Raw genomic sequence first — 18,327 nt, forward strand, 5'->3', positions numbered from 1 at the left:
CCTCGTGAAGCGCATCCTCTTGGCCGCCTTGGTGGTCGCCGGTCTCGTCACTCCGATCAGCACGGCCGCCGCGGCCGTCGGCTACCCGGGTCTCGCCGCCGCGTTCGACAACGTCGGCGTCAGCACCGCCGACCAGCCGGGCGCGGCCGACCTCGACGGGAGCGGGCACAGCCTCATCGCCGAAGACCTGGCCGCCGCGGGCTGGGCTCCCGGCCGCACGGTCACCGTCGACGAGGCACCGCTGGCGCTGCCCGCCTACAGCCCGGGCGCACCCGACAACGTCGTCGCCGCCGGCCAGCGGATCGAGGGCGGCTTTTCCGGTGCGGCGCTGTCGTTCCTGGTGACGAGCACGGGCACGGCGTCCGCCGGGACCGGGACGATCGAGTACGCGGACGGGCACGTCCAGGACTTCCAGCTGGGCGCGCCCGACTGGTACTTCGGGCCGGGCGACCGGATGACCGTGTCGTTCCCGCGGTGGAACACCCCGAGCGGGCCGAACGCCTTCTCCGCCAAGCTGTACACCGTGTCGGTTCCACTCGACCCGGGTTCGCCGGCGACCGCCGTCACCCTGCCCACGATCGGCCCGGGAGCGGCCCTGCACGTGTTCGCCCTCGGCGTGCGGCCCGCGGCGGGGCCGTGGGTGGGGACGTGGGCCGCGGCGACGGACGACGGCCTCGCCGCGGGGCCGTGGACCGAGCGGACGCTGCGCATGGTCGAGCACACCAGCCTCGGCGGCTCGCAGGTGCGGGTCCGGCTCGACAACGCCTACGACCCCGGGCCGCTGGTCGTCGGCCACGCCACGGTCGCGGTGCGGCAGGCGGGCGCGACACCGGTGAGCACGCCGGTCACCCTGACCTTCGGCGGGCAGCCGGAAGCCGGGTTGCCCGCGGGCGGGCAGGCCGTCAGCGACGCGCTGCCGTTCGCGGTGCCGGCCGACGCCGACCTGCTGGTGAGCCTGTATCTGAAGGGGACCGTGACCAACGCACCCGCGCACAGCGTCGGGCTGCAGGACATGTACACCACGGCCGACGGCACCGGCGACCACACCGCCGACGCCGGCGGCTTCCCGTCCGCCGGCACGTTCGGCTTCTGGACGATCCTCAGCGGCATCGACGTCGCCGACGCGGGCACGGCCGGTTCCGTTGTGGCCTTCGGCGACTCGATCACCGACGGCTACTCGTCGACCCCGAACACCAACAGCCGCTGGCCGAACTTCCTGGCCCGGCGCCTGCTCGCGCGCGGCCCGGACAGCGCGCCCGGGGTGGTCGACGAGGGCATCGCGGGCAACCGCATCCTGCAGGACGCCTTCAGCGGATTCCCCGATGGCCGCACGGCCGGCGTGAGCGGCCTCGCCCGGCTGGGCCACGACCTGATCAGCCGGCCCGGGGCGCGCACCGCGATCGTGCTGGAGGGCATCAACGACATCAACAGCGACGCGAGCGCCGACGCCGTCATCGCCGGGCTGAAGCAGATCGCCACCGAGCTGCACGCGGCCCACATCCGGGTGCTGGCGGCCACGCTCACGCCGATCAAGGGCTGCTCCTGCAGCAACGACGCCCACCTGGCGGCCCGCGACCAGGTGAACACCTTCATCCGCACGAGCACGGGGGTGTTCGACGGCTGGGTCGACTTCGACGCGGCGGTCCGCGACCCGGCCGACCCGGAGGCCATGCTGCCGGTCTACGACTCGGGCGACCACCTGCACCCCGGCGACGCGGGCTACCGCGCCATGGCCGAGGCCGTTCCGCTCGACGCGCTGTGAGTGTCTCTCTTCCGTGCGGCGGATCCGCCGCACGTCGGGAACGGCGAGGACCGCGGCGGTCGCGGCCGGAGGAGTGAGCCCGAAGGAGCCGAGTGCCTCGTAGGCCGCGACGCGTGAGAACTTGTCGTGCGGCACCTGCTGCCGCAGCCTCGTCAGCCAGTTGACGCCGAAGATCTCCACGCCGACCCCGGCCGGCAAGGATGCCGCGCAGATCACCAGGAGCGGCGCCGGAGCCGCGAACGCCGCGAGCGGCAGGGTGAGCAGCACCACCGCGGCGGTGCCGGACACCAGCAGCCGTTTCGGCCGCAACCGCACCATCAGCAGGCCGCCGAAGGTCATGCCGACCGCGTCGCACGACAGGATGAAACACACCACCGAGACGACCGCACTCGCGAACTGCAGCCGGTAGTCGCGGCTTCGCCGCACGATGTTCTCCCCAAGACGTTTCAACCCGGATAGTGTCAATTGTGTACATGAGGGTTGCGGCTACTCTGGGAGCGTGTCAAGTGAGACAACGCCGCCGTCCGGGGCGCAGCTGGCCGACGCGCTCATGCGCACCACCCACGCGCTGCGGCGGTACGCCGGGCAGCCCTACCAGCAACGCGGCTGGTCCACGTCCCGGGTGCTGCTGATGCTCGCCGTCGACGAAGCGGGCACCCCGCGGATGGGTGAGCTCAAGGACCGGCTCGGCGTCACCGGCCGGTCGATCACGTCCCTGGTGGACGGCCTGGAGGACGAAGGCCTGCTGCGCCGGTGCGACGACCCCGGCGACCGCCGCTCCACCCGGCTCGAGATCACCGCCAAGGGCCGCGAACACCTCGGCGAGATCAAGGCCCTGCACGACGCGCACGCCGAACACACCTTCGCCGTCCTCGGCGCCGCCGAGCGCAGCGCCCTGCTCGACACGCTGGGCCGGCTCCGCGACCACGTCGCAGGGCGGCTGCCGGAACCCGGCGAAGACGCGTCCTGAGCACCGCGTCGCACAACCGTTGCACGCTCGTCAGGCCGCCCGCACCAGGCCAGGAGCCGGGGTTCGGGACCCGGGTTCTGCATCGGTTGTGGATCGGTTGTACCGTCGGGGGTGCAGCGGTTCACCTGAGCAGCCGCCGCACCCCACATCCGCGATCCCGTCCGGGACCGGCGTGGGACTGGACTGGTGCACGCCGCGGTTTGGCCTCACGGTGAAGAGGGAGGCCACCCGTCATGCCTGCTGTTCCGCTGCCCCGTCAGCATGGCGCGTTCGCGTCGGCGCGGTTCGACGTATCGGTCTCGGCCGAGGCCACGGTGCTGGCCGCGGCCGGTGAGCTCGACATCTCCGTCGCCGCTTCGCTCGCCGAGTCGCTCGACCGGGAACTGGCCCTGCGGCCGCCCGTCCTCGTGGTCGACGCCGCGGCCGTCACCTTCTGCGCGGCGCGGGCGCTGACCGTGCTGGTGAAGACCGCCGCTGACGCGCACGCCGCCGGGGTCCCGTTCGTGCTCGTCACCCGGCAGCGGTCGGTGCTGCGCCCGCTGACGGCGCTGGGGCTGGAGCGGGTGCTGCCGGTCTACCGCGACCTCGCCGAGGCGTTGTCGTGGCTGGCGCTGCTGCCGCGGCTGACCGAGCCGGCGCCGGACTGCTAGCCGTCAGCCTTCCGTGCAGGGCACCCGGCCCCACACGGTCTTGCCGCCGTCGTCGTCGCTGACGCCCCAGGCCCGGCAGATCCGGTCGACCAGCAGCAGCCCGCGGCCGCCGTCGTGGGCCGGGTCCCGCATGTGCGGCACCCCGCCGCCGTGGTCGGCGACGGCCACCACGACCTCGCAGGGGTCGTCGACCTGGTGGAGCCGGAGCTGGATCGGTCCGTCGGCGTGGTGGTAGGCGTTGTCGAGCAGCTCCCCGACGACCAGCATCGTATCGACGCGGTGGGCCTCGTCGAGGGTCGAGAGCCGCGCTTCGGTCCACCGCCGGGCCGCGGCGAGGTCGGCGAGATCGTGGCCGGTCAGGTCCAGGACCTGCCACCCGGGCCGATCGGTTTCGCGCCAGGTCACCGGCATGAACAACTCCTCACGACGACGTCCGCCACACCGGGGAACACAAGTGGCCGGCGTCGTTGTCCGGTAGGTACCCCGAGCCGCCGGGCTTACCCGTGACTCGCGCCCCTTTTCGCGGACGCCCCGACCGGCTGAACCGGGTTTGTGCCCGCCCGTCGCGGGAAACCGGGTGGTCCGCACCCGCAGAGGAGTCCCATGAAGGCAGTGACCTGGCACGGCAAGCGTGACGTCCGCGTCGAAGAAGTGCCGGATCCGAAGCTCGAAGAACCCACCGACGCGATCGTGCGGATCACCTCCAGCGGCATCTGCGGCTCCGACCTGCACCTGTACGAGGTGCTCGGGGCGTTCATGACCGAGGGCGACATCCTGGGCCACGAGCCGATGGGCGTGGTCGAGGAGGTCGGGGCCGAGGTGACCGGCCTGAAGCCGGGCGACCGCGTGGTCGTCCCGTTCACCATCTCGTGCGGCCACTGCTGGATGTGCGAGCGCGGGCTGCAGTCGCAGTGCGAGACCACCCAGGTCACCGGCCAGGGCAAGGGCGCCGCGCTGCTGGGCTACACCAAGCTCTACGGCCAGGTGCCCGGCGGGCAGGCCGAGTACCTGCGGGTCCCGCAGGCGCAGTACGGGCCGGTCAAGGTCCCGGACGGCCCGCCGGACGAGCGGTTCGTCTACCTGTCCGACGTCGTCCCGACCGCCTGGCAGGCCGTCGAGTACGCGAACGTCCCCCGCGACGGCACGGTCGTGGTCTTCGGCCTCGGCCCGATCGGGCAGATGGCCTGCCGGATCGCCCGCCACCGCGGCGCCGGCCAGGTCATCGGCGTCGACCTGGTGCCGGAACGGCTCGCCCGCGCCCGCGAACACGGCGCCACCGCGATCGACACCCGCGACCACAAGGTCATCGGCGACGCGATCCGGCAGCTGACCGGCGGCCGCGGCGCCGACTCGGTGATCGACGCCGTCGGCATGGAGGCGCACGGCGCCCCGGTGGGCAAGCTCGCGCACAACCTGGTCGCGATGCTGCCGCAGCCGATCGGCGCGAAGATCACCGAGAAGGCCGGCATCGACCGGCTGAGCGTCGTCTACGCCGCGATCGACAGCGTGCGCCGCGGCGGCACGATCTCGCTGTCCGGGGTGTACGGCGGAATGGTGGACCCGCTGCCGCTGATGGACATGTTCGACAAGCAGCTCCAGCTGCGGATGGGCCAGGCGAACGTCCGCCACTGGATCGACGACATCATGCCGGTGCTGACCGGGGACGGCGACCCGCTCGGCGTCGAAGGGTTCGCCACGCACAAGCTGCCGCTGTCGGAGGCGCCCCGGGCGTACGAGATGTTCCAGAAGAAGCTCGACGGCGCCCAGAAGATCCTGCTGCGGCCGGGGTCCTGAGCGGGACGCCGGTTGGGCCGTCCCCCGGCGGGTACCCGCCGGGGGACGAAGGAGGCTGCCCGTGTCGACCGACGCGATCGTGATGCTCAAGGACGATCACAAGACAGTCGAAAGGCTGTTCAAGCAGTTCGAGAAGGCGGGCGAGCGGGCCTACCAGGAGAAGCGGAAGCTCGTCGACGCGATGATCGAGGAGCTGACCACCCACACGTACATCGAAGAAGAGATCTTCTACCCCGTCGCCCGGGAAGCCGTTCCGGAAACGCGCGACCACGTGCTGGAAAGCGTGGAAGAGCACCACGTGATGGTGTGGCTGATGGCCGAGCTGCGCACGCTCGACCCGAAGGACGAAACCTTCGACGCGAAGGTCACCGTGCTCACCGAAAGCGTGCGCCACCACGTCGAGGAAGAAGAGGAAGAGTGGTTCCCCGAGGTGCGCAAGGCGTTGGGGCGCAAGCGGTTGCAGGAGATCGGGCAGACCATGCTCGACATCCGGTCGAAGGCTCCCAAGGATCCGCTGAAGATCCGCAGCGCGCACGCCTGACGCGCGTCGCGTGAACCGGCCCGGGCGCACTCGCGCCCGGGCCGGTCCCGTCACCGCAACCAGCCGAGCAGGGCCTCGTAGACGACGTTCTCGTGCAGCAGCGCGAAGTGGTTCAGCCCGCCGAGCCAGACGATGTCGGCGTCCTCGGTCAGGTCGTCGCTCCCGACCGGGGTCACGAGGAGATCGCCGAAGAGCCGGCCCCACGTGCTGTCCCGGGTGCGCGAGAGCGTCGCGGACACGAACAACCGGCGGATGCCCGCGCCCGAGCCGGGTTCCGGTCGCCACGCGGCGGCGGTCTCCCACTGCGCGGCGTGGACGTAGCCGTACGCGAGGTCCTGGATGCCGTCGCTGCGCAGCGCGAGCACCCGGGCCAGCGGCGCCGCCGCGGCCGAGCGGCCGAGCAGGCCCGCGAGCCGGGCGACGTGGCGTTCGAGCGGCGCGCCGCGGTGCGGGGTGCCCAGGCACACCAGGCGCGTCACGCGGGGGAGCCACGGCGAACCCTGTTCTTGTGCTTGGTACAGCGCGCTTCGCGCCACCAGCCCGCCCATGGAGTGTCCGATGAGGACGATGTCGGTGACGGGCACCGGCCACGCGGCGACGAGCCGGGACAGCAGCGCGACGAGATCACGGCCGTTCTCGGAAACGTGGCGGCCCGAGTTGTACCGCAGGTACACCGGGGTGCTGCCGACGTCGGCGGCCAAGCGCGTCCCGAAGTCGGCGCCGGGGGTCGCGCCGCGGAACCAGCCGCGCTCGGTTTCCACCAGGCCGTGCAGGAAGACCACGACGTTGCCGGTCGCGTCCGGGAAGGCCGCGGCGAGCGCGTGGTGATCGACCTCGACGGGTCTTCGGTCCGCCCGGACGGTCATGATGTCCCGGCCGGGCGCGGGCAGGCTCGCGCCGAACATCCCGTGGGCGACGCCGGTGACGTAGTGCCCCGCCGAGGACTCGAGCACGGAGCCGGCCCAGTACTGCCACGCGAGGAACGCCGGCAGCTGCGCGGGGACCCGGCCCAGCAGTCCGCCCAGTGCCGAAACGGCCGTCTTCGTCATGGTGCTTCTTCCGTCCTTCGCCGCCGCAGGACCGGCTGACCTCAGAGAGGGACTACCCGCCGGGACACCCGGTACGCGGCCGGGCCCGAGGCGCCGGGGTGACGTCCGACGCACTGCCGGAGCAGTGCGCCGCGCGGCGAAGGGCGAAGGTCAGGACCGGGCGCGCGGGTACGTCCGGCGTTCGCCCACAGCGCCGTCCTTCGTGTGGATGAAGTGCGCCGTGGCGCGCTTGATCGCCAGTCGGCGGCCGGCCGTGACGGCGTCGGCCTTGGTCTCGGCGCTGCCGGAGGCCCGCGAGTTGCCGACGACCTTGTTCTTCCACACCTCACCGTCGAAGAACGTCTCGACGTCGCCGTCGCCCGGCTCGACGCCGGTGGCGTTCGTGTGGGTCACGTAGAGCGCGGGGTCCGGCGCGGGCGCGGTGCCGGGGCCACCCAGGGGCTGGGGATCGGTGCGGTACTCGATCCCGGTGCCGCGGAAGGCCCAGGCCGCTAGCGGGCCGTCGGCTCCGTCGGAGAGGTGCCAGATCGCGTTGTCGTGGTCCTGGTTCTGCTCGTCGAGCAGCGCGTCCGGGACGATCGGGCCTTCGAGGTGGTCGGCTTCCAGTTCTTCGATGGCGGCGAGCCACTGCTTCTGGTGGGCGGTGGCGCGGGCGAGCATCACCCGGAGCATCGCTCGGACGCCGGTGTCGTCGGTCATGGCGTAGAGCCGGGCGGTCTGCAGGCGGCTCTGGCCCTCGGCGGCCGCGTCGGCGCGGAAGTCGGCCAGCAGGTTGCCGGACGCCTTGACGTAGTCGCCGGACCAGGGGACGCCGTTGCCGTCGGCGGGCAGGGCGCCGCCGCCGGCGACGATGATCTGCTGCAGGTCCAGGCCGCCGAGCACCGCGGCCATCGCCGGGGTGCGCACGGCGCCGGCGGCGGTGGTGCCGGGGGCGTTCTTGAGGAGCCGGGTGACCATCGTGGTGACCATTTCGACCTGGCCGAGCTTTTCCGTGGCCGTGTCCAGCAGGAGGTCTTTGTACTTGCCCTCGACGCGGCAGTTCCAGCCCTGGAACAGGTACTGCATCGCGAGGGTGAGTTCCCCGTACGCGCCGCCGACGAGTTCCTGGAGTTTGCGGGCGAAGACGGCGTCGGGCTTGTCGGGTTTGGCGGCGAACTGCAGTGACTGGGTGTGGCGGAACACGGGTGGTCCTTTCGGGGAACGGGGCGCTGGTGGGGCCGGCGGGCGGGCCGTGGCCCACCCGCCGGCCCGAGGCTCACTTGAGCTTGTTCTTGACGTCCTTGACCTTCCCCTTCATCGTCGCGATCGCGTCCAGCGTGGGGGAGTAGGTGCCGTACAGCGCGGGGTCCGGCCGGGGGGCCGTACCCGGTCCGCCGAGCGGCTGGGGGTCGGTGACGTACTCGATCAAGGTGCCGTTGTAGCTCCAGTCGGCCTTGGCGCCGTCGACGCCGTCCGAGAGGTGCCAGATCGAGTTGTTGTGGTCCTGGTTCTCCTCCTCGAAGAGGGCGTCCGGGACGATCGGGCCTTCCAGGCGGTCGGCTTCGAGCTCTTCGATGGCGGCGAGCCACTGCTTCTGGTGCACGGTGTCGCGGGCCAGGTTGAACTGCAGCATCGCCTTGACACCGGGGTCGTCGGTCATGTTGTACAGCCGCGCGGTCTGCAGGCGGCCCTGGGCCTCGGCGGCCGCGTTGGCGCGGAAGTCGGCCAGCAGGTTGCCGGAAGCGGTGACGTACCGGCCGTTCCACGGGACGCCGTTGCTGTCGGCGGGCAGCGCGCCGCCGCCGGCGACGATCAGCTGCTGCGGGTCCATGCCGCCGAGCACCGCCGCCATCACGGGGTCCTTGGCGGCTTCGGCGGTGACGGTGGCGGGTGCGCCTTCGAGCAGGCGGGCGACCATGGTGGCGAGCATTTCGACGTGGCCGAGCTCTTCGGTGGCCGTGTCCATGATCAGGTCCTTGTACTTGCCCTCGACGCGGCAGTTCCAGCCCTGGAACAGGTACTGCATCGCGACGGTCATCTCCCCGGCCGCGCCGCCGATGAGCTCCTGGAGTTTGTGGGCGAAGACGGCGTCGGGCTTGTCGGGCTTGGCTTCGAACTGGAGCAGTTTCGTATGACGGAACACGGGGCCTCTTTCGGAAAGACGCGGGCGGCCGGTGTGCCGGACGCGTGGCTTGCCGTATTCCCCCTGATATCACCGATAACCACGATCGGCCCCGGTTTCGGGCCCGGACCATTCTCACTGTCCTGAATGGACGAATAAGTCGCTCGTCAGGAACGCGGCCCGTACGTTTTCCGGCTTTCGACGTTTCCCGCGGCGTCGTGGACGAAATGCGTGACCCGCTTCCGGCGCGCCATCGTGCGCCCGGACGACACCGCGTCGCTGCGGCGGGCCGAGGTGTTCGAGGCGCGGACGCCGCCCTCGATCCGGTTCTTCCACAGTCCGTCTTCGTAGTACGTGTGCACGTCTCCGCGAGTCACGCCGACGCCTTTCACCGTGGGTGGGCCGTCCTACCCACGGTGGGTGCCCTTCCCGGTGCGGCACAAACGCGGTGCCGCCGATCAAGGGCTCAAGTGCCGCCCGGGCCGGGGGCGCCCGAGTCGAGCACGGTCACGACCCGGTCGATCCCGGCGAGGCCGATCACCCGCCGGACCCGGCGCGGTGCGAGGACGACGAACCTCGTTCCGCGGTCGGCGCAGCGCCCCTGCACGGTCACCAGCGTCGAGATGCCGGCGGAGCTGAAGAAGGTCACGGAGTCGAGGTCGAGCGTGAGCCGGCGCGGGCCGCCGGCGAGCTCCGCGGTCAGCGCGTCCTCCAGGACGGGGCTGGTCGAGGCGTCGACCTCGCCGCGCGCCCGCACGCTCACGTCGCCGTCACCGGCGCTCTGCCGGGTCACCGTGAGCAGGTCGTCGGCGGGTCCGGTGCCGTCCGGGCGCGGCGTCTCCATGGCAGCTCCTCCACTCGCGTGGCCGGTTCCATCCCACCAGGTCCGGCGGCGGATACCAAGGGGCTAGCTCGGGCCAGCTTCGTCCTTGGGGCAGGCGAGGCCGGGCTCCGCGCAGCCGAGGCGGCCCCACACCACCTTGCCGTCGTCGTGGTAGCTCGCGCCCCAGGCGAGGCACAGCTGGTCGACGAGCAGCAGCCCGCGGCCGCCGTGGTCGTCGGGGACGCGCAGCCGCGGCGAGCTGCCGCTGGTGTCGGCGACCGCCACGGTGATCTCGCAGGGGTCGGCGAGCCGGTGGAGCCGGACCTGGGTGGGGCCGTCGGCGTGCTGGTAGGCGTTGTCGAGCAGTTCGCCGATCACCATGAGCACGTCGAGGCGGTGCGGTTCGCCCAGCGTGGCGAGCCGGGCTTCGGCCCAGTGCCGCGCGGACGCCGAGTCGGTCCGGTCGCGGCCGGTCACGTCCAGGATCTGCCAGCCGGCCTGGTCGTCTCGAGCCCAGGTCACCGGCAAAACGACTCCTCCCGCGGGCCCGTTCCCAGAGGTGCGGAACCTGCCTGGGCTGTCGTGTTCTCCAGGCAGGCTACCCGCGCTCGGGATCGGCGCCCGCAGCGCCGTGCTCAGCGCAGCGGCAGCTCGACGAAGTTGCGCAGCACGAGGGCGTTCTGCGCCTGGATCAGGCGGCCGCCTTCGTCGATCCGGCCCAGCTGCACCGCGGCGAAGCCGAGGGCGACGGCGAGGTCCGCGATCCGGTCGCCCGCGGCCGGCGCGTCGGTCGCGAGGAAGACCACCCGCTTGCCCGGTCCCGGGGCGGGTTCGGCCGCGAGGGTCTCCGACGGCAGCTGGTTGAAGGCCTTGACGACCTCGGCGCCGGGCAGCTGCTCGGCGACGTAGCGGGTGGACAGCCGGCCCTGCAGGATCTCGTCGGCGTTCGGCGTGTAGTACGCGTTCGTCGTGTCGACGACGGTCTTGCCGGCCCAGTCCGGCCGGGACTTGCCGAAGCGCTCGACCGCCGTGAACGGGATCGCCAGGAAGAGGACGTCGCTCTCCAGCGCCTCTTCCAGCGGCACGGCGTGCACGCCGGCGCCGAACGACGGCAGCGACTCCGGCCCGCGGGTGTTGGCGATGCTCACCTCGACGCCGGCCCGGGCGAACAGCCGGGCCAGGGCCGAGCCGATGTTGCCGCTGCCGATGATCGCGGGGCGCGTGGTCATGGTGTCCTCCCGATGTGGTTAACGTGTGAACCAAACGTAGGCCGCAACTGGTTCACATGTCAACCAAGGGGTAGGGTCCCGGTCATGGCGGACGCGCGGTGGCTGGACGAACGGGAAGACCGGGCCTGGCGTGGCCTGATGGCGATGCAGGACGGCCTCTCGGAGTTCATCGAGCGGCAGCTGCGCACCCGCTGCGGGCTGTCCCGGGCCGATTACCAGGTACTGGCCCACCTTTCCGAGGCGCCGGAGGGCCGGTTGCGGTCGTTCGAACTCGGCGAGCTGCTGCGGTGGGAGAAGAGCCGCTTGTCCCAGCACCTGGGCCGGATGCAGCACCGCGGCCTGGTGACGCGCGAGCGGTGCGCCACCGACCAGCGCGGGGCGGTCGTCGTCAGCACCCCGCGAGGCCGGGAACTGATCGAGGCCGCGGCCCCGCAGCACGTCGCCGACGTCCGGGACGCGTTCATCGACCAGCTCACCGCGGCGGAGCTGGAGACGCTCACCACCATCGGCGACAAGGTCCGCGACCGCCTCGCGGCCCTGACCGCCGGTGACGGTTAGCCCAGCCGGGCCGCCGCGTCGTGGAACTCGCGGCGCACCGCGGCGATGGCGTCGCCCGAGCGCGTCGGGTGGACGCGGTTGGTGAGCAGCACGTAGTACCGCCCACGCGCGGGCTCCACCCACAGGCTCGTGCCGGTGAACCCGGTGTGACCGTAGGCGTCCGGCTCCAGCGCGGTGCCGACCGGCGAACCCGGGACGTCGAGTCCCTGCCACCCCAGGCCGCGGCGCAGGCCTGCCGTCCGGACGGTGATCATCTCGGCGTGCGTGGCCGGTTTCAGCAGCGGTGCGGCGCCGCCGGCGAGCACTCGGCCGAGGCGTTCGACGTCGCCCAGTGGCGCGAACAGCCCGGCGTGGCCGCAGATTCCGCCCAGCACCACGGCGTTCTCGTCGTGCACCTGCCCGCAGACGACCCGGCCGCGCCACGGGCAGTCCTCGGTCGCGACGGCGTCGGCCACCGGGCCGAAGCCGGTGCCCGGCATCCCCGCCGGTGTCGTGACGAGGTCCGCGACCAGGCGGTCCAGCGGCGTTCCGGCGGCGGCCGACGCGATCAGGCCGAGCAGGATGAACCCCTGCGACGAGTACTCGACGCGCGTGCCGGGAGCAGCGGGCAACGGCGTCGTGCGGATGGCTTCCAGCAGTGCCTCGCGGGTGGCGTGCGCCCGCCACAACGGCGTGCCGCCGGGCAGCCCCGAGGTGTGCAGGAGCAGCTGACGCACGGTGATCGACGCCTTGTCGGTGCCGGCGTAGGCCGGCAGGTGGCGGGGGAGCGGGTCGTCGAGAGCGAGCACGCCGCGCTCGGCCAGCGCGGCCACCACGATGCCCACGACGGGCTTGGTCACCGACGCCAGATCCCACCGGCTCGTCTCGCCGGCGGGTGGCCCGTCGTGCCACCGCGTGCCGAGAACGCCCCGGTCGAGGACGCCGTCCGCGGTGCCGACCGACCACGCGGCGGCGGAGAACACCCGCGCGTCGCGGGCCCGGGCGAGGAGGTCAGCGAGCATCGGGCACCGCCCGCGGCGCCGTCCCGGCCAGGACGGCGGACAGCCGGTTCGCCGCCTCGGCCACGAGCGGCCCCAGGACGTCGAAGCTCGACGGCTGCAGGGTGAACGTCAGCCCCGACACGCTCACCGCGCCGACGACGGCGCCCTCGGCGTCCAGCACCGGCGCGCCGAGGCAGCGCACGTGCGCCTCGAACTGCTCGTCGTCCACGACGTAGCCCGCACTGTCCACAGTGGCCAGTTCGCGGCGGACGGCGCCGGGGTCGGTGAGGGTCTTGGCCGTGCGCGCGGTGAGCGGCGTGGCGAGCGCCGCGGCGACGTCGGCCTCGGGCAGACGCGAGAGGATCGCGCGGCCCACGGCGGTGCAGTACAGCGGCACCTCGCCGCCGGGCCGGGTGTTGAGCCGGTAGGCCTGGTCCGGTTCGAGCTTCTCGACGTACACCGCGCGGTCGGCGTGGCGCACCGCGTAGTGCACCGTGTGCCCGCTGCGCCGCTGCAGGTCCGCCAGCACCGGGCGCAGCGACCGCGTGCTGGTCAGCGCCGCCGCCGACAGGCCCAGCAGTCGCGGCCCGACCGTGTAGCGCCCGCTGCCCGCACCGACCGCGTACCCGGCCTCGGTGAACGTCTGCAGCATCCGGTGCGCGGTCGGTTTCGGCAGGTCACAGGCCTGCGCGAGGTCGGCGAGCCGGTGCGGCCCGCCGGGGGCCGAGAGGGTGGCGAGCACCTCCAGGGCCTTCTCGACCGCACCGCGTGAGCTGCCGGGCGAGCTGCCGGGCGAAGTGTTGACAGCGTTGTTCACGCCGCCTACCTTAGCGCAATCGCGTTCCATCTGACGGAACAGCGTTTCACAAGACGGAAGACAGGTGGTGAACCGTGGCTCGTTCCCGGCTGTCGCGCCGCGACGCCCTCCGGCTCGGCGGTCTCGCGCTCCCCGCGCTGGCCCTGCCCGGCCTGCTCTCCGCGTGCGGCAGCGCCTCGGGCACCACCGGCACCGTGCTGCGCGTGGCGCAGTCGTCAGACCCCAAGACGCTCGACCCGCAGAAGCAGGGCGACCTGACCTCGATGAACGTGCTGACCAACCTGTTCGACACGCTCACCACCCGCGGCCCGGACAACCAGCTGGCGCCCGGGCTCGCGCTGTCGTGGACCTCGCCCGACCCGCTGACCTGGCGGTTCAAGCTCCGCCCCGGCGTGAAGTTCCACAACGGCGAGCCGTGCGACGCCGACGCCGTCGCGTTCAGCATCAACCGGCTGCTCGACCCGGCCACCAAGTCGCCGATCGTCGAGCTGCGCTACGTGAAGCAGGCCGTCGCGCTCGACGCGTCCACAGTGGACCTCCGCTGCAGCGCCCCGGACCCGATCATCCCGGCCAAGGTCTCGCTGTTCGGCGGCGTCGCCGTGCCGCCGGGGTATCTCAAGCAGGTCGGCTCGGCCGGCTTCGCGAAGCACCCGGTCGGCACCGGCCCGTTCACGTTCGAAGAGTTCCAGCGCGACCACCAGCTGCGGCTGCGCGCGAACCCGGCGTACTGGGGCGGTAAACCGGCCTACGACGAGCTGGTCTTCCTCCCGATGCCCGACGCGTCCTCGTCGCTGGCCTCGCTGCAGAGCGACGAGGTCGACATCGTCGCCGGGCTCACCCCGGACGCCGCGCTCCAGCTGCAGGGCTACACCGGCGTCTCGATCCGGCACTACCCGGGCATCCGCACGTCGTACCTCTCGCTCGACACCACCGCCGGCCCGCTGCGCGACGTCCGGGTGCGCCGCGCGCTCAACCACGCCGTCGACGTCCCGCTGCTGATCAAGGCCGTGCTCGACGGCAAGGCCCGCGAGGTGCCGACGATGTTCCCGCGCGAGGCGTTCGGCTTCGACCCGGCCATCACGCCCTACACCCGCGACGTCGGCCTGGCGAAGCAGCTGCTCGCCGAAGCCGGCTTCGCGGCCGGGTTCGACACCTCGATCACCGCGCAGACCGCCGACTCGAACCTCGCCGAGGCGATCTCCGGGCTCCTCGCCCGCGTCGGCGTCCGAGCTCGCGTGGACCTGGTCGACCCCGGCACGTACAGCAGCCGTCTGACGTCCAGCAACCGCGGCGCGCTCGGCCCGATCTACCTCGCCGCCAGCACCGGCTGGACCCTCGACGCCGAAAGCCTCGTGCAGTCCAACGTCCGCCACGACCGGCGGCAGAGCCGGTGGACCAACCCGGAGGCCGACCGGCTCGTGGACGCCGAGGAGCAGTCGCTCGCGCCCGCCGACCGGCAGCGGGCCTTCACCTCGCTCCAGCAACTTCTCAAGCAGGAGGCGCCGTTCGTGTTCCTCTACCAGATCGACAACGTCTACGCGGTCAACACGCGTCCACAGTGGACACCGGGTGTGGTCGGCGTGCTGGGCATGGCGAAGGCGACGGTGACCCCGTGACCGCGCCGGCCGTCGCCGTGGCCCGCCCGGCCGCCCCGGGCCGCGGGGTGCTGCGCGTGGTCGTCACCAAGGTGCTGACCGCGATCGTGGTGCTGTTCTTCGTGGCCACCGCGGCGTTCTTCCTGGTCCGGCTGTCCGGCGACCCGGTGAAGCTGATCCTGCCGCCGGACGCCACCGCGGCGCAGGAGGCCACGCTGCGCGCGAGCCTCGGGCTGGACCGGCCGCTGCTCACGCAGTACCTCGACTACCTCGGCGGCCTGCCGCGGCTGCACCTGGGCACGTCGCTCGTCTACGACCAGCCGGTCGCCGAAGTCCTGTTCTCCCGCGTCCCCGCGACGCTGGAACTGGCCGGCGCCGCGCTGCTCGTGGCGCTCGTGCTGGCCATCCCGGCGGGCACGTTCGCCGCGCTGCGCCGGGGCCGCGCGGGCGACACCGGCGTCATGACGGGGGTCCTCGTCGGCCAGTCGACGCCCGCGTTCTGGGTCGGGATCCTGCTGATCCTCATCTTCGCCGTGCAGCTGCAGGTGCTGCCCGCGTCCGGCTACGGCGGCTTCGAGCACCTCGTGCTCCCGGCCATCACGCTGGCGGTGTATTCGGTGGCGGTGATCGCGCGGTTGCTGCGCAGCTCCCTGGTCGACGTGCTCGGCTCGGACTACATCCGCACCGCGCGGGCCAAGGGCCTGAGCCCCGGCGGGATCGTGCTGGGCCACGGCCTGCGCAACGCGGCGCTGCCCGTCGTCACGGTCGTCGGCCTGGAGGTCGGCAGCCTGCTGGGCGGCGCGATCCTCACCGAGCAGGTGTTCTCCTGGCCCGGCCTCGGCCGCCTCACCGTCGAGGCCATCCAGAACCGCGACTTCCCGCTGGTGCAGGCCGCGGTGCTGTTCTTCGCCGCGACGTTCGTCGTGGTGAACCTCCTGGTGGACCTGTCCTACACGATTCTCGACCCGAGGGTGCGGGTGACCGCGTGACCGCCATCGCTGTTCCCCTGGCCCGGCCGGGTGTGGTGCGCGGGGTCCTGCGCAACAAGCTCGGTGTCGTCGCCGTGAGCGTGCTGACGCTGATGGTGCTCGTCGCCCTGCTCGCGCCGCTGATCGCGCCGTACGACCCGGGCGCGCAGGACCTGCTGGTGCGCCTGCACCCACCCGCGTGGGCCGCCGGCGGCGACTCCGCGCACCTGCTCGGCACCGACCAGCTGGGCCGCGACATCCTGTCGCGCCTGTTCTACGGCGCCCGCGTCTCGCTGCTCGTCGGCGCGTGCGCGGCGCTGCTGGCCGGCGTCGTCGGCGCCGCCATCGGCCTGGTGGCCGGGTTCCTCGGCGGCTGGTTCGACCGGATCCTGATGCGGATCGCCGACATCCAGCTGGCGTTCCCGTCGATCCTGCTCGCGCTCGCCATCGTCGGGTTCCTCGGCTCCGGCCTCTGGTACGTCGTGCTGGTGCTCGGCTTCACCGGCTGGGTGTCCTACGCCCGGGTGATCCGCTCCGAGGTGCTTTCCCTGCGCACCAGGGAGTTCGTCACCGAGGCGCGGGCGATCGGCGTCACGGACTTCACGATCATGCGCCGCCACTTGCTGCCCAACGTGCTGGCACCGCTGGCGACCATCGGCACCCTGCACGTCGCCGCGGCGATCGTCGCCGAGGCGTCACTGAGCTACCTCGGTCTCGGCGTGCCCAAGCGGACCGTGACCTGGGGCGGGATGCTCGCCGACGGCCAGCTCTACCTCGGCACGTCGTGGTGGGTGGCCGTGTTCCCCGGCGTCGCGCTGATGCTCACCGCGCTGGCCGTCAACATCACCGGCGACGTCCTGCGCGACGTCGCGGACCCGAAGGCGTACCGCTCATGAGCCTGCTGGAGATCACCGACCTGAGCGTCGAGTTCCGGGTGGACACCGGCACCGTGACCGCCGTCGACGGCGTCAGCCTGTCCGTGGCCGAAGGCGAGACCCTCACGCTGGTGGGGGAGTCGGGCAGCGGCAAGACCGCGACCGCGTTGTCGGTGCTGCGGCTCAACCCCGAGCCGCCGTGCGTGTACGCGGGCGGCGAGATCCTCCTCGACGGCCGTGACGTGCTGCGACTGTCCGAAAAGGACCTGCGAGGGATCCGCGGCAACGACGTCGCGATGGTCTTCCAGGACCCGATGACGAGCCTCAACCCGGTCAAGCGCGTCGGCGCGCAGGTGGCTGAGGTCGTCCGGAAGCACCAGAACGCGTCACGCTCCGACGCGCGCGCCGCTGCCGTCGAAGCGTTGCGCGAGGCGGGTATTCCCGATCCCGAGACGCGCGCTTCGCAGTACCCGCACCAGCTTTCGGGTGGGTTGCGGCAACGCGTGATGATCGCGATGGCGCTGGTCGGCCGGCCGCGGGTGCTCATCGCCGACGAGCCGACCACGGCCCTCGACGTCACCGTGCAGGCGCAGATCCTGGAGCTGCTGGTCGACCTGCAACGGCGGCACGGGATGGCGATCCTGCTCATCACGCACGACCTCGGCGTCGTCGCGGAGGTCGCCGACCGGGTCGTGGTGCTCAAGTCGGGCCGGGTCGTCGAGACCGGGGACGTGGTACCGCTGTTCGAGGCACCGCGCGAGGACTACACGCGCGAGCTGCTGCGCGCGACACCGAAGCTGGAGCGGGTATGACGAACCTGGTCGAGATCCGCGGGCTGCGCAAGGACTACGGCGCACTGTCCGCGGTGGACGGCGTCGACCTCGACGTCGTCTCGGGGGAGACCCTGGCCGTCGTCGGCGAGTCGGGCAGCGGCAAGACGACGCTGACCCGGCTGCTGCTGTGCCTGCTCGAGCCGACGGCGGGCACGGTCCGGTTCGACGGCGCGGACCTGCACGCGCTGAGCGCGGCGAGCCTGCGCAAGGTGCGGCGCGAGATGCAGGTCGTGCTGCAGGACCCGTATTCGAGCATGAACCCGCGGCTGCGCGTGACGGAGATCGTCGCTGAGCCGCTGGTGACGCACGACCCTTCGCTGCGTGGCCACCGTGGCCGGGCGAAGGTGCGTGACCGCGTGGCGGGCCTGCTCGACGCCGTCGGGCTGTCACCGCAGGTGCAGGACCGCTACCCGCACGAGTTCTCCGGCGGCCAGCGGCAGCGGATCTCCATCGCCCGCGCGCTGGCCCTGGAACCCCGGCTGGTGGTGCTCGACGAGCCGACGAGCGCCCTCGACGTCTCGGTGCAGGCCCAGGTGCTGGACCTGCTGGCCGGCCTGCAGGACCGGCTGAAGCTGACGTACGTGTTCGTGTCGCACAACCTGGCGGTGGTGCAGCAGATCGCGGACCGCGTCGCGGTGATGCGGGCGGGGAAGATCGTGGAGCTGGCGCCGTCGGCTCGGCTGTTCGCGTCGCCGTCGCACGAGTACACGAAGAGCCTGCTCGATGCGGTCCCGAACCCGGATCCGCGGCTCGCGCGCCGCCGCCAGGTGACGGCGTGAAGG

22 protein-coding genes and 1 pseudogene are annotated in these 18,327 nt (G+C 72.3%); 12 read left to right on the forward strand and 11 right to left on the reverse strand.

Annotated features, from left to right (window positions below):
- The first annotated feature begins 4 nt into the window (after positions 1-4).
- The 4 genes from MUY22_RS33120 (at position 5) to MUY22_RS33135 (ending at position 3,382) form a co-directional block, all read left to right on the forward strand.
- The gene (locus MUY22_RS33120) at positions 5-1,762 is read left to right on the forward strand and encodes an SGNH/GDSL hydrolase family protein (RefSeq protein WP_247051099.1); all 1,758 of its coding nucleotides are present in this window, start codon (positions 5-7) and stop codon (positions 1,760-1,762) included.
- 160 nt (positions 1,763-1,922) lie between these two features.
- Complete coding sequence (locus MUY22_RS33125; RefSeq protein ID WP_247051100.1) at positions 1,923-2,171, forward strand: hypothetical protein; 249 nt, start codon at positions 1,923-1,925, stop codon at positions 2,169-2,171.
- A gap of 90 nt (positions 2,172-2,261) precedes the next feature.
- Entirely contained in the window at positions 2,262-2,732 is a 471-nt protein-coding gene (locus MUY22_RS33130) for a MarR family winged helix-turn-helix transcriptional regulator (RefSeq protein WP_247051101.1), read from the forward strand.
- A gap of 233 nt (positions 2,733-2,965) precedes the next feature.
- The gene (locus MUY22_RS33135) at positions 2,966-3,382 is read left to right on the forward strand and encodes an STAS domain-containing protein (RefSeq protein WP_247051102.1); all 417 of its coding nucleotides are present in this window, start codon (positions 2,966-2,968) and stop codon (positions 3,380-3,382) included.
- Positions 3,383-3,385: 3 nt separating this feature from the next.
- On the opposite strand, the gene MUY22_RS33140 is transcribed toward MUY22_RS33135, so the two are convergent.
- Positions 3,386-3,793 (reverse strand): ATP-binding protein, encoded by a 408-nt coding sequence (locus MUY22_RS33140; RefSeq protein ID WP_247051103.1) that lies wholly within the window; start codon positions 3,791-3,793, stop codon positions 3,386-3,388.
- A gap of 192 nt (positions 3,794-3,985) precedes the next feature.
- Between MUY22_RS33140 and MUY22_RS33145 the strand changes: the two genes are divergently transcribed.
- Entirely contained in the window at positions 3,986-5,176 is a 1,191-nt protein-coding gene (locus tag MUY22_RS33145; RefSeq protein WP_247051104.1) for a zinc-dependent alcohol dehydrogenase, read from the forward strand.
- Between the two features lie 61 nt (positions 5,177-5,237).
- Entirely contained in the window at positions 5,238-5,717 is a 480-nt protein-coding gene (locus tag MUY22_RS33150) for a hemerythrin domain-containing protein (RefSeq protein WP_247051105.1), read from the forward strand.
- 50 nt (positions 5,718-5,767) lie between these two features.
- Here MUY22_RS33150 and MUY22_RS33155 read toward each other — a convergent pair whose 3' ends face one another.
- The 8 genes and pseudogenes from MUY22_RS33155 to MUY22_RS33185 all read right to left on the reverse strand — a co-directional run bounded on the left by MUY22_RS33155 (position 5,768) and on the right by MUY22_RS33185 (position 10,919).
- Positions 5,768-6,766, reverse strand: coding sequence for a triacylglycerol lipase (locus MUY22_RS33155; protein ID WP_247051106.1), 999 nt, complete (start codon positions 6,764-6,766; stop codon positions 5,768-5,770).
- Positions 6,767-6,916: 150 nt separating this feature from the next.
- Positions 6,917-7,159, reverse strand: coding sequence for a DUF2188 domain-containing protein (locus tag MUY22_RS49825; RefSeq protein WP_371827701.1), 243 nt, complete (start codon positions 7,157-7,159; stop codon positions 6,917-6,919).
- Positions 7,148-7,948 (reverse strand): annotated as a pseudogene (locus MUY22_RS33160) (manganese catalase family protein); the annotation flags it as partial. The gene MUY22_RS49825 and the pseudogene MUY22_RS33160, both read right to left, overlap by 12 nt.
- A 73-nt stretch (positions 7,949-8,021) precedes the next feature.
- A complete protein-coding gene (locus MUY22_RS33165; protein WP_247051108.1) occupies positions 8,022-8,888 on the reverse strand; it encodes a manganese catalase family protein in 867 nt (288 codons plus the stop codon).
- 146 nt (positions 8,889-9,034) lie between these two features.
- Positions 9,035-9,244, reverse strand: a complete 210-nt coding sequence (locus tag MUY22_RS33170; protein WP_247051109.1) for a DUF2188 domain-containing protein — start codon at positions 9,242-9,244, stop codon at positions 9,035-9,037.
- Between the two features lie 89 nt (positions 9,245-9,333).
- Positions 9,334-9,711 (reverse strand): STAS domain-containing protein, encoded by a 378-nt coding sequence (locus tag MUY22_RS33175; RefSeq protein WP_247051110.1) that lies wholly within the window; start codon positions 9,709-9,711, stop codon positions 9,334-9,336.
- Between the two features lie 63 nt (positions 9,712-9,774).
- Positions 9,775-10,212, reverse strand: a complete 438-nt coding sequence (locus MUY22_RS33180; protein ID WP_247051111.1) for an ATP-binding protein — start codon at positions 10,210-10,212, stop codon at positions 9,775-9,777.
- Between the two features lie 113 nt (positions 10,213-10,325).
- On the reverse strand, positions 10,326-10,919 hold the full coding sequence (locus MUY22_RS33185; RefSeq protein ID WP_247051112.1) for an NADPH-dependent F420 reductase: 594 nt from the start codon (positions 10,917-10,919) through the stop codon (positions 10,326-10,328).
- 84 nt (positions 10,920-11,003) lie between these two features.
- Here MUY22_RS33185 and MUY22_RS33190 point away from each other — a divergent pair, with 84 nt between their 5' ends.
- Positions 11,004-11,477 carry a MarR family winged helix-turn-helix transcriptional regulator gene (locus tag MUY22_RS33190; RefSeq protein ID WP_247051113.1) on the forward strand — a complete coding sequence of 158 codons (474 nt, stop codon included), beginning with the start codon at positions 11,004-11,006 and terminating at the stop codon, positions 11,475-11,477.
- Here the strand turns inward: MUY22_RS33190 and MUY22_RS33195 are convergent.
- Both MUY22_RS33195 and MUY22_RS33200 read right to left on the reverse strand, forming a co-directional pair.
- Positions 11,474-12,478: a serine hydrolase gene (locus MUY22_RS33195; RefSeq protein ID WP_247051114.1), complete on the reverse strand. Its 1,005-nt coding sequence runs from the start codon at positions 12,476-12,478 to the stop codon at positions 11,474-11,476. The two genes, MUY22_RS33190 and MUY22_RS33195, sit on opposite strands and share 4 nt — an antisense overlap.
- Entirely contained in the window at positions 12,468-13,274 is an 807-nt protein-coding gene (locus MUY22_RS33200) for an IclR family transcriptional regulator (RefSeq protein ID WP_247051115.1), read from the reverse strand. The genes MUY22_RS33195 and MUY22_RS33200 overlap by 11 nt, the downstream gene beginning before the upstream one ends.
- A gap of 74 nt (positions 13,275-13,348) precedes the next feature.
- On the opposite strand from MUY22_RS33200, the gene MUY22_RS33205 reads away from it, so the two are divergent.
- The 5 genes from MUY22_RS33205 to MUY22_RS33225 are packed head-to-tail and all read left to right on the forward strand — an operon-like array spanning position 13,349 to position 18,324.
- On the forward strand, positions 13,349-14,890 hold the full coding sequence (locus MUY22_RS33205; protein WP_247051116.1) for an ABC transporter substrate-binding protein: 1,542 nt from the start codon (positions 13,349-13,351) through the stop codon (positions 14,888-14,890).
- A complete protein-coding gene (locus MUY22_RS33210; protein WP_247051117.1) occupies positions 14,887-15,858 on the forward strand; it encodes an ABC transporter permease in 972 nt (323 codons plus the stop codon). Before MUY22_RS33205 ends, MUY22_RS33210 begins: the two co-directional genes overlap by 4 nt.
- Entirely contained in the window at positions 15,855-16,733 is an 879-nt protein-coding gene (locus MUY22_RS33215) for an ABC transporter permease (RefSeq protein WP_247051118.1), read from the forward strand. The genes MUY22_RS33210 and MUY22_RS33215 overlap by 4 nt, the downstream gene beginning before the upstream one ends.
- A complete protein-coding gene (locus MUY22_RS33220; RefSeq protein WP_247051119.1) occupies positions 16,730-17,524 on the forward strand; it encodes an ABC transporter ATP-binding protein in 795 nt (264 codons plus the stop codon). Before MUY22_RS33215 ends, MUY22_RS33220 begins: the two co-directional genes overlap by 4 nt.
- Positions 17,521-18,324 carry an ATP-binding cassette domain-containing protein gene (locus MUY22_RS33225; protein ID WP_247051120.1) on the forward strand — a complete coding sequence of 268 codons (804 nt, stop codon included), beginning with the start codon at positions 17,521-17,523 and terminating at the stop codon, positions 18,322-18,324. The genes MUY22_RS33220 and MUY22_RS33225 overlap by 4 nt, the downstream gene beginning before the upstream one ends.
- Positions 18,325-18,327 lie beyond the last annotated feature (3 nt).

The organism is Amycolatopsis sp. WQ 127309 (assembly GCF_023023025.1).
Taxonomy (GTDB): Bacteria; Actinomycetota; Actinomycetes; order Mycobacteriales; family Pseudonocardiaceae; genus Amycolatopsis.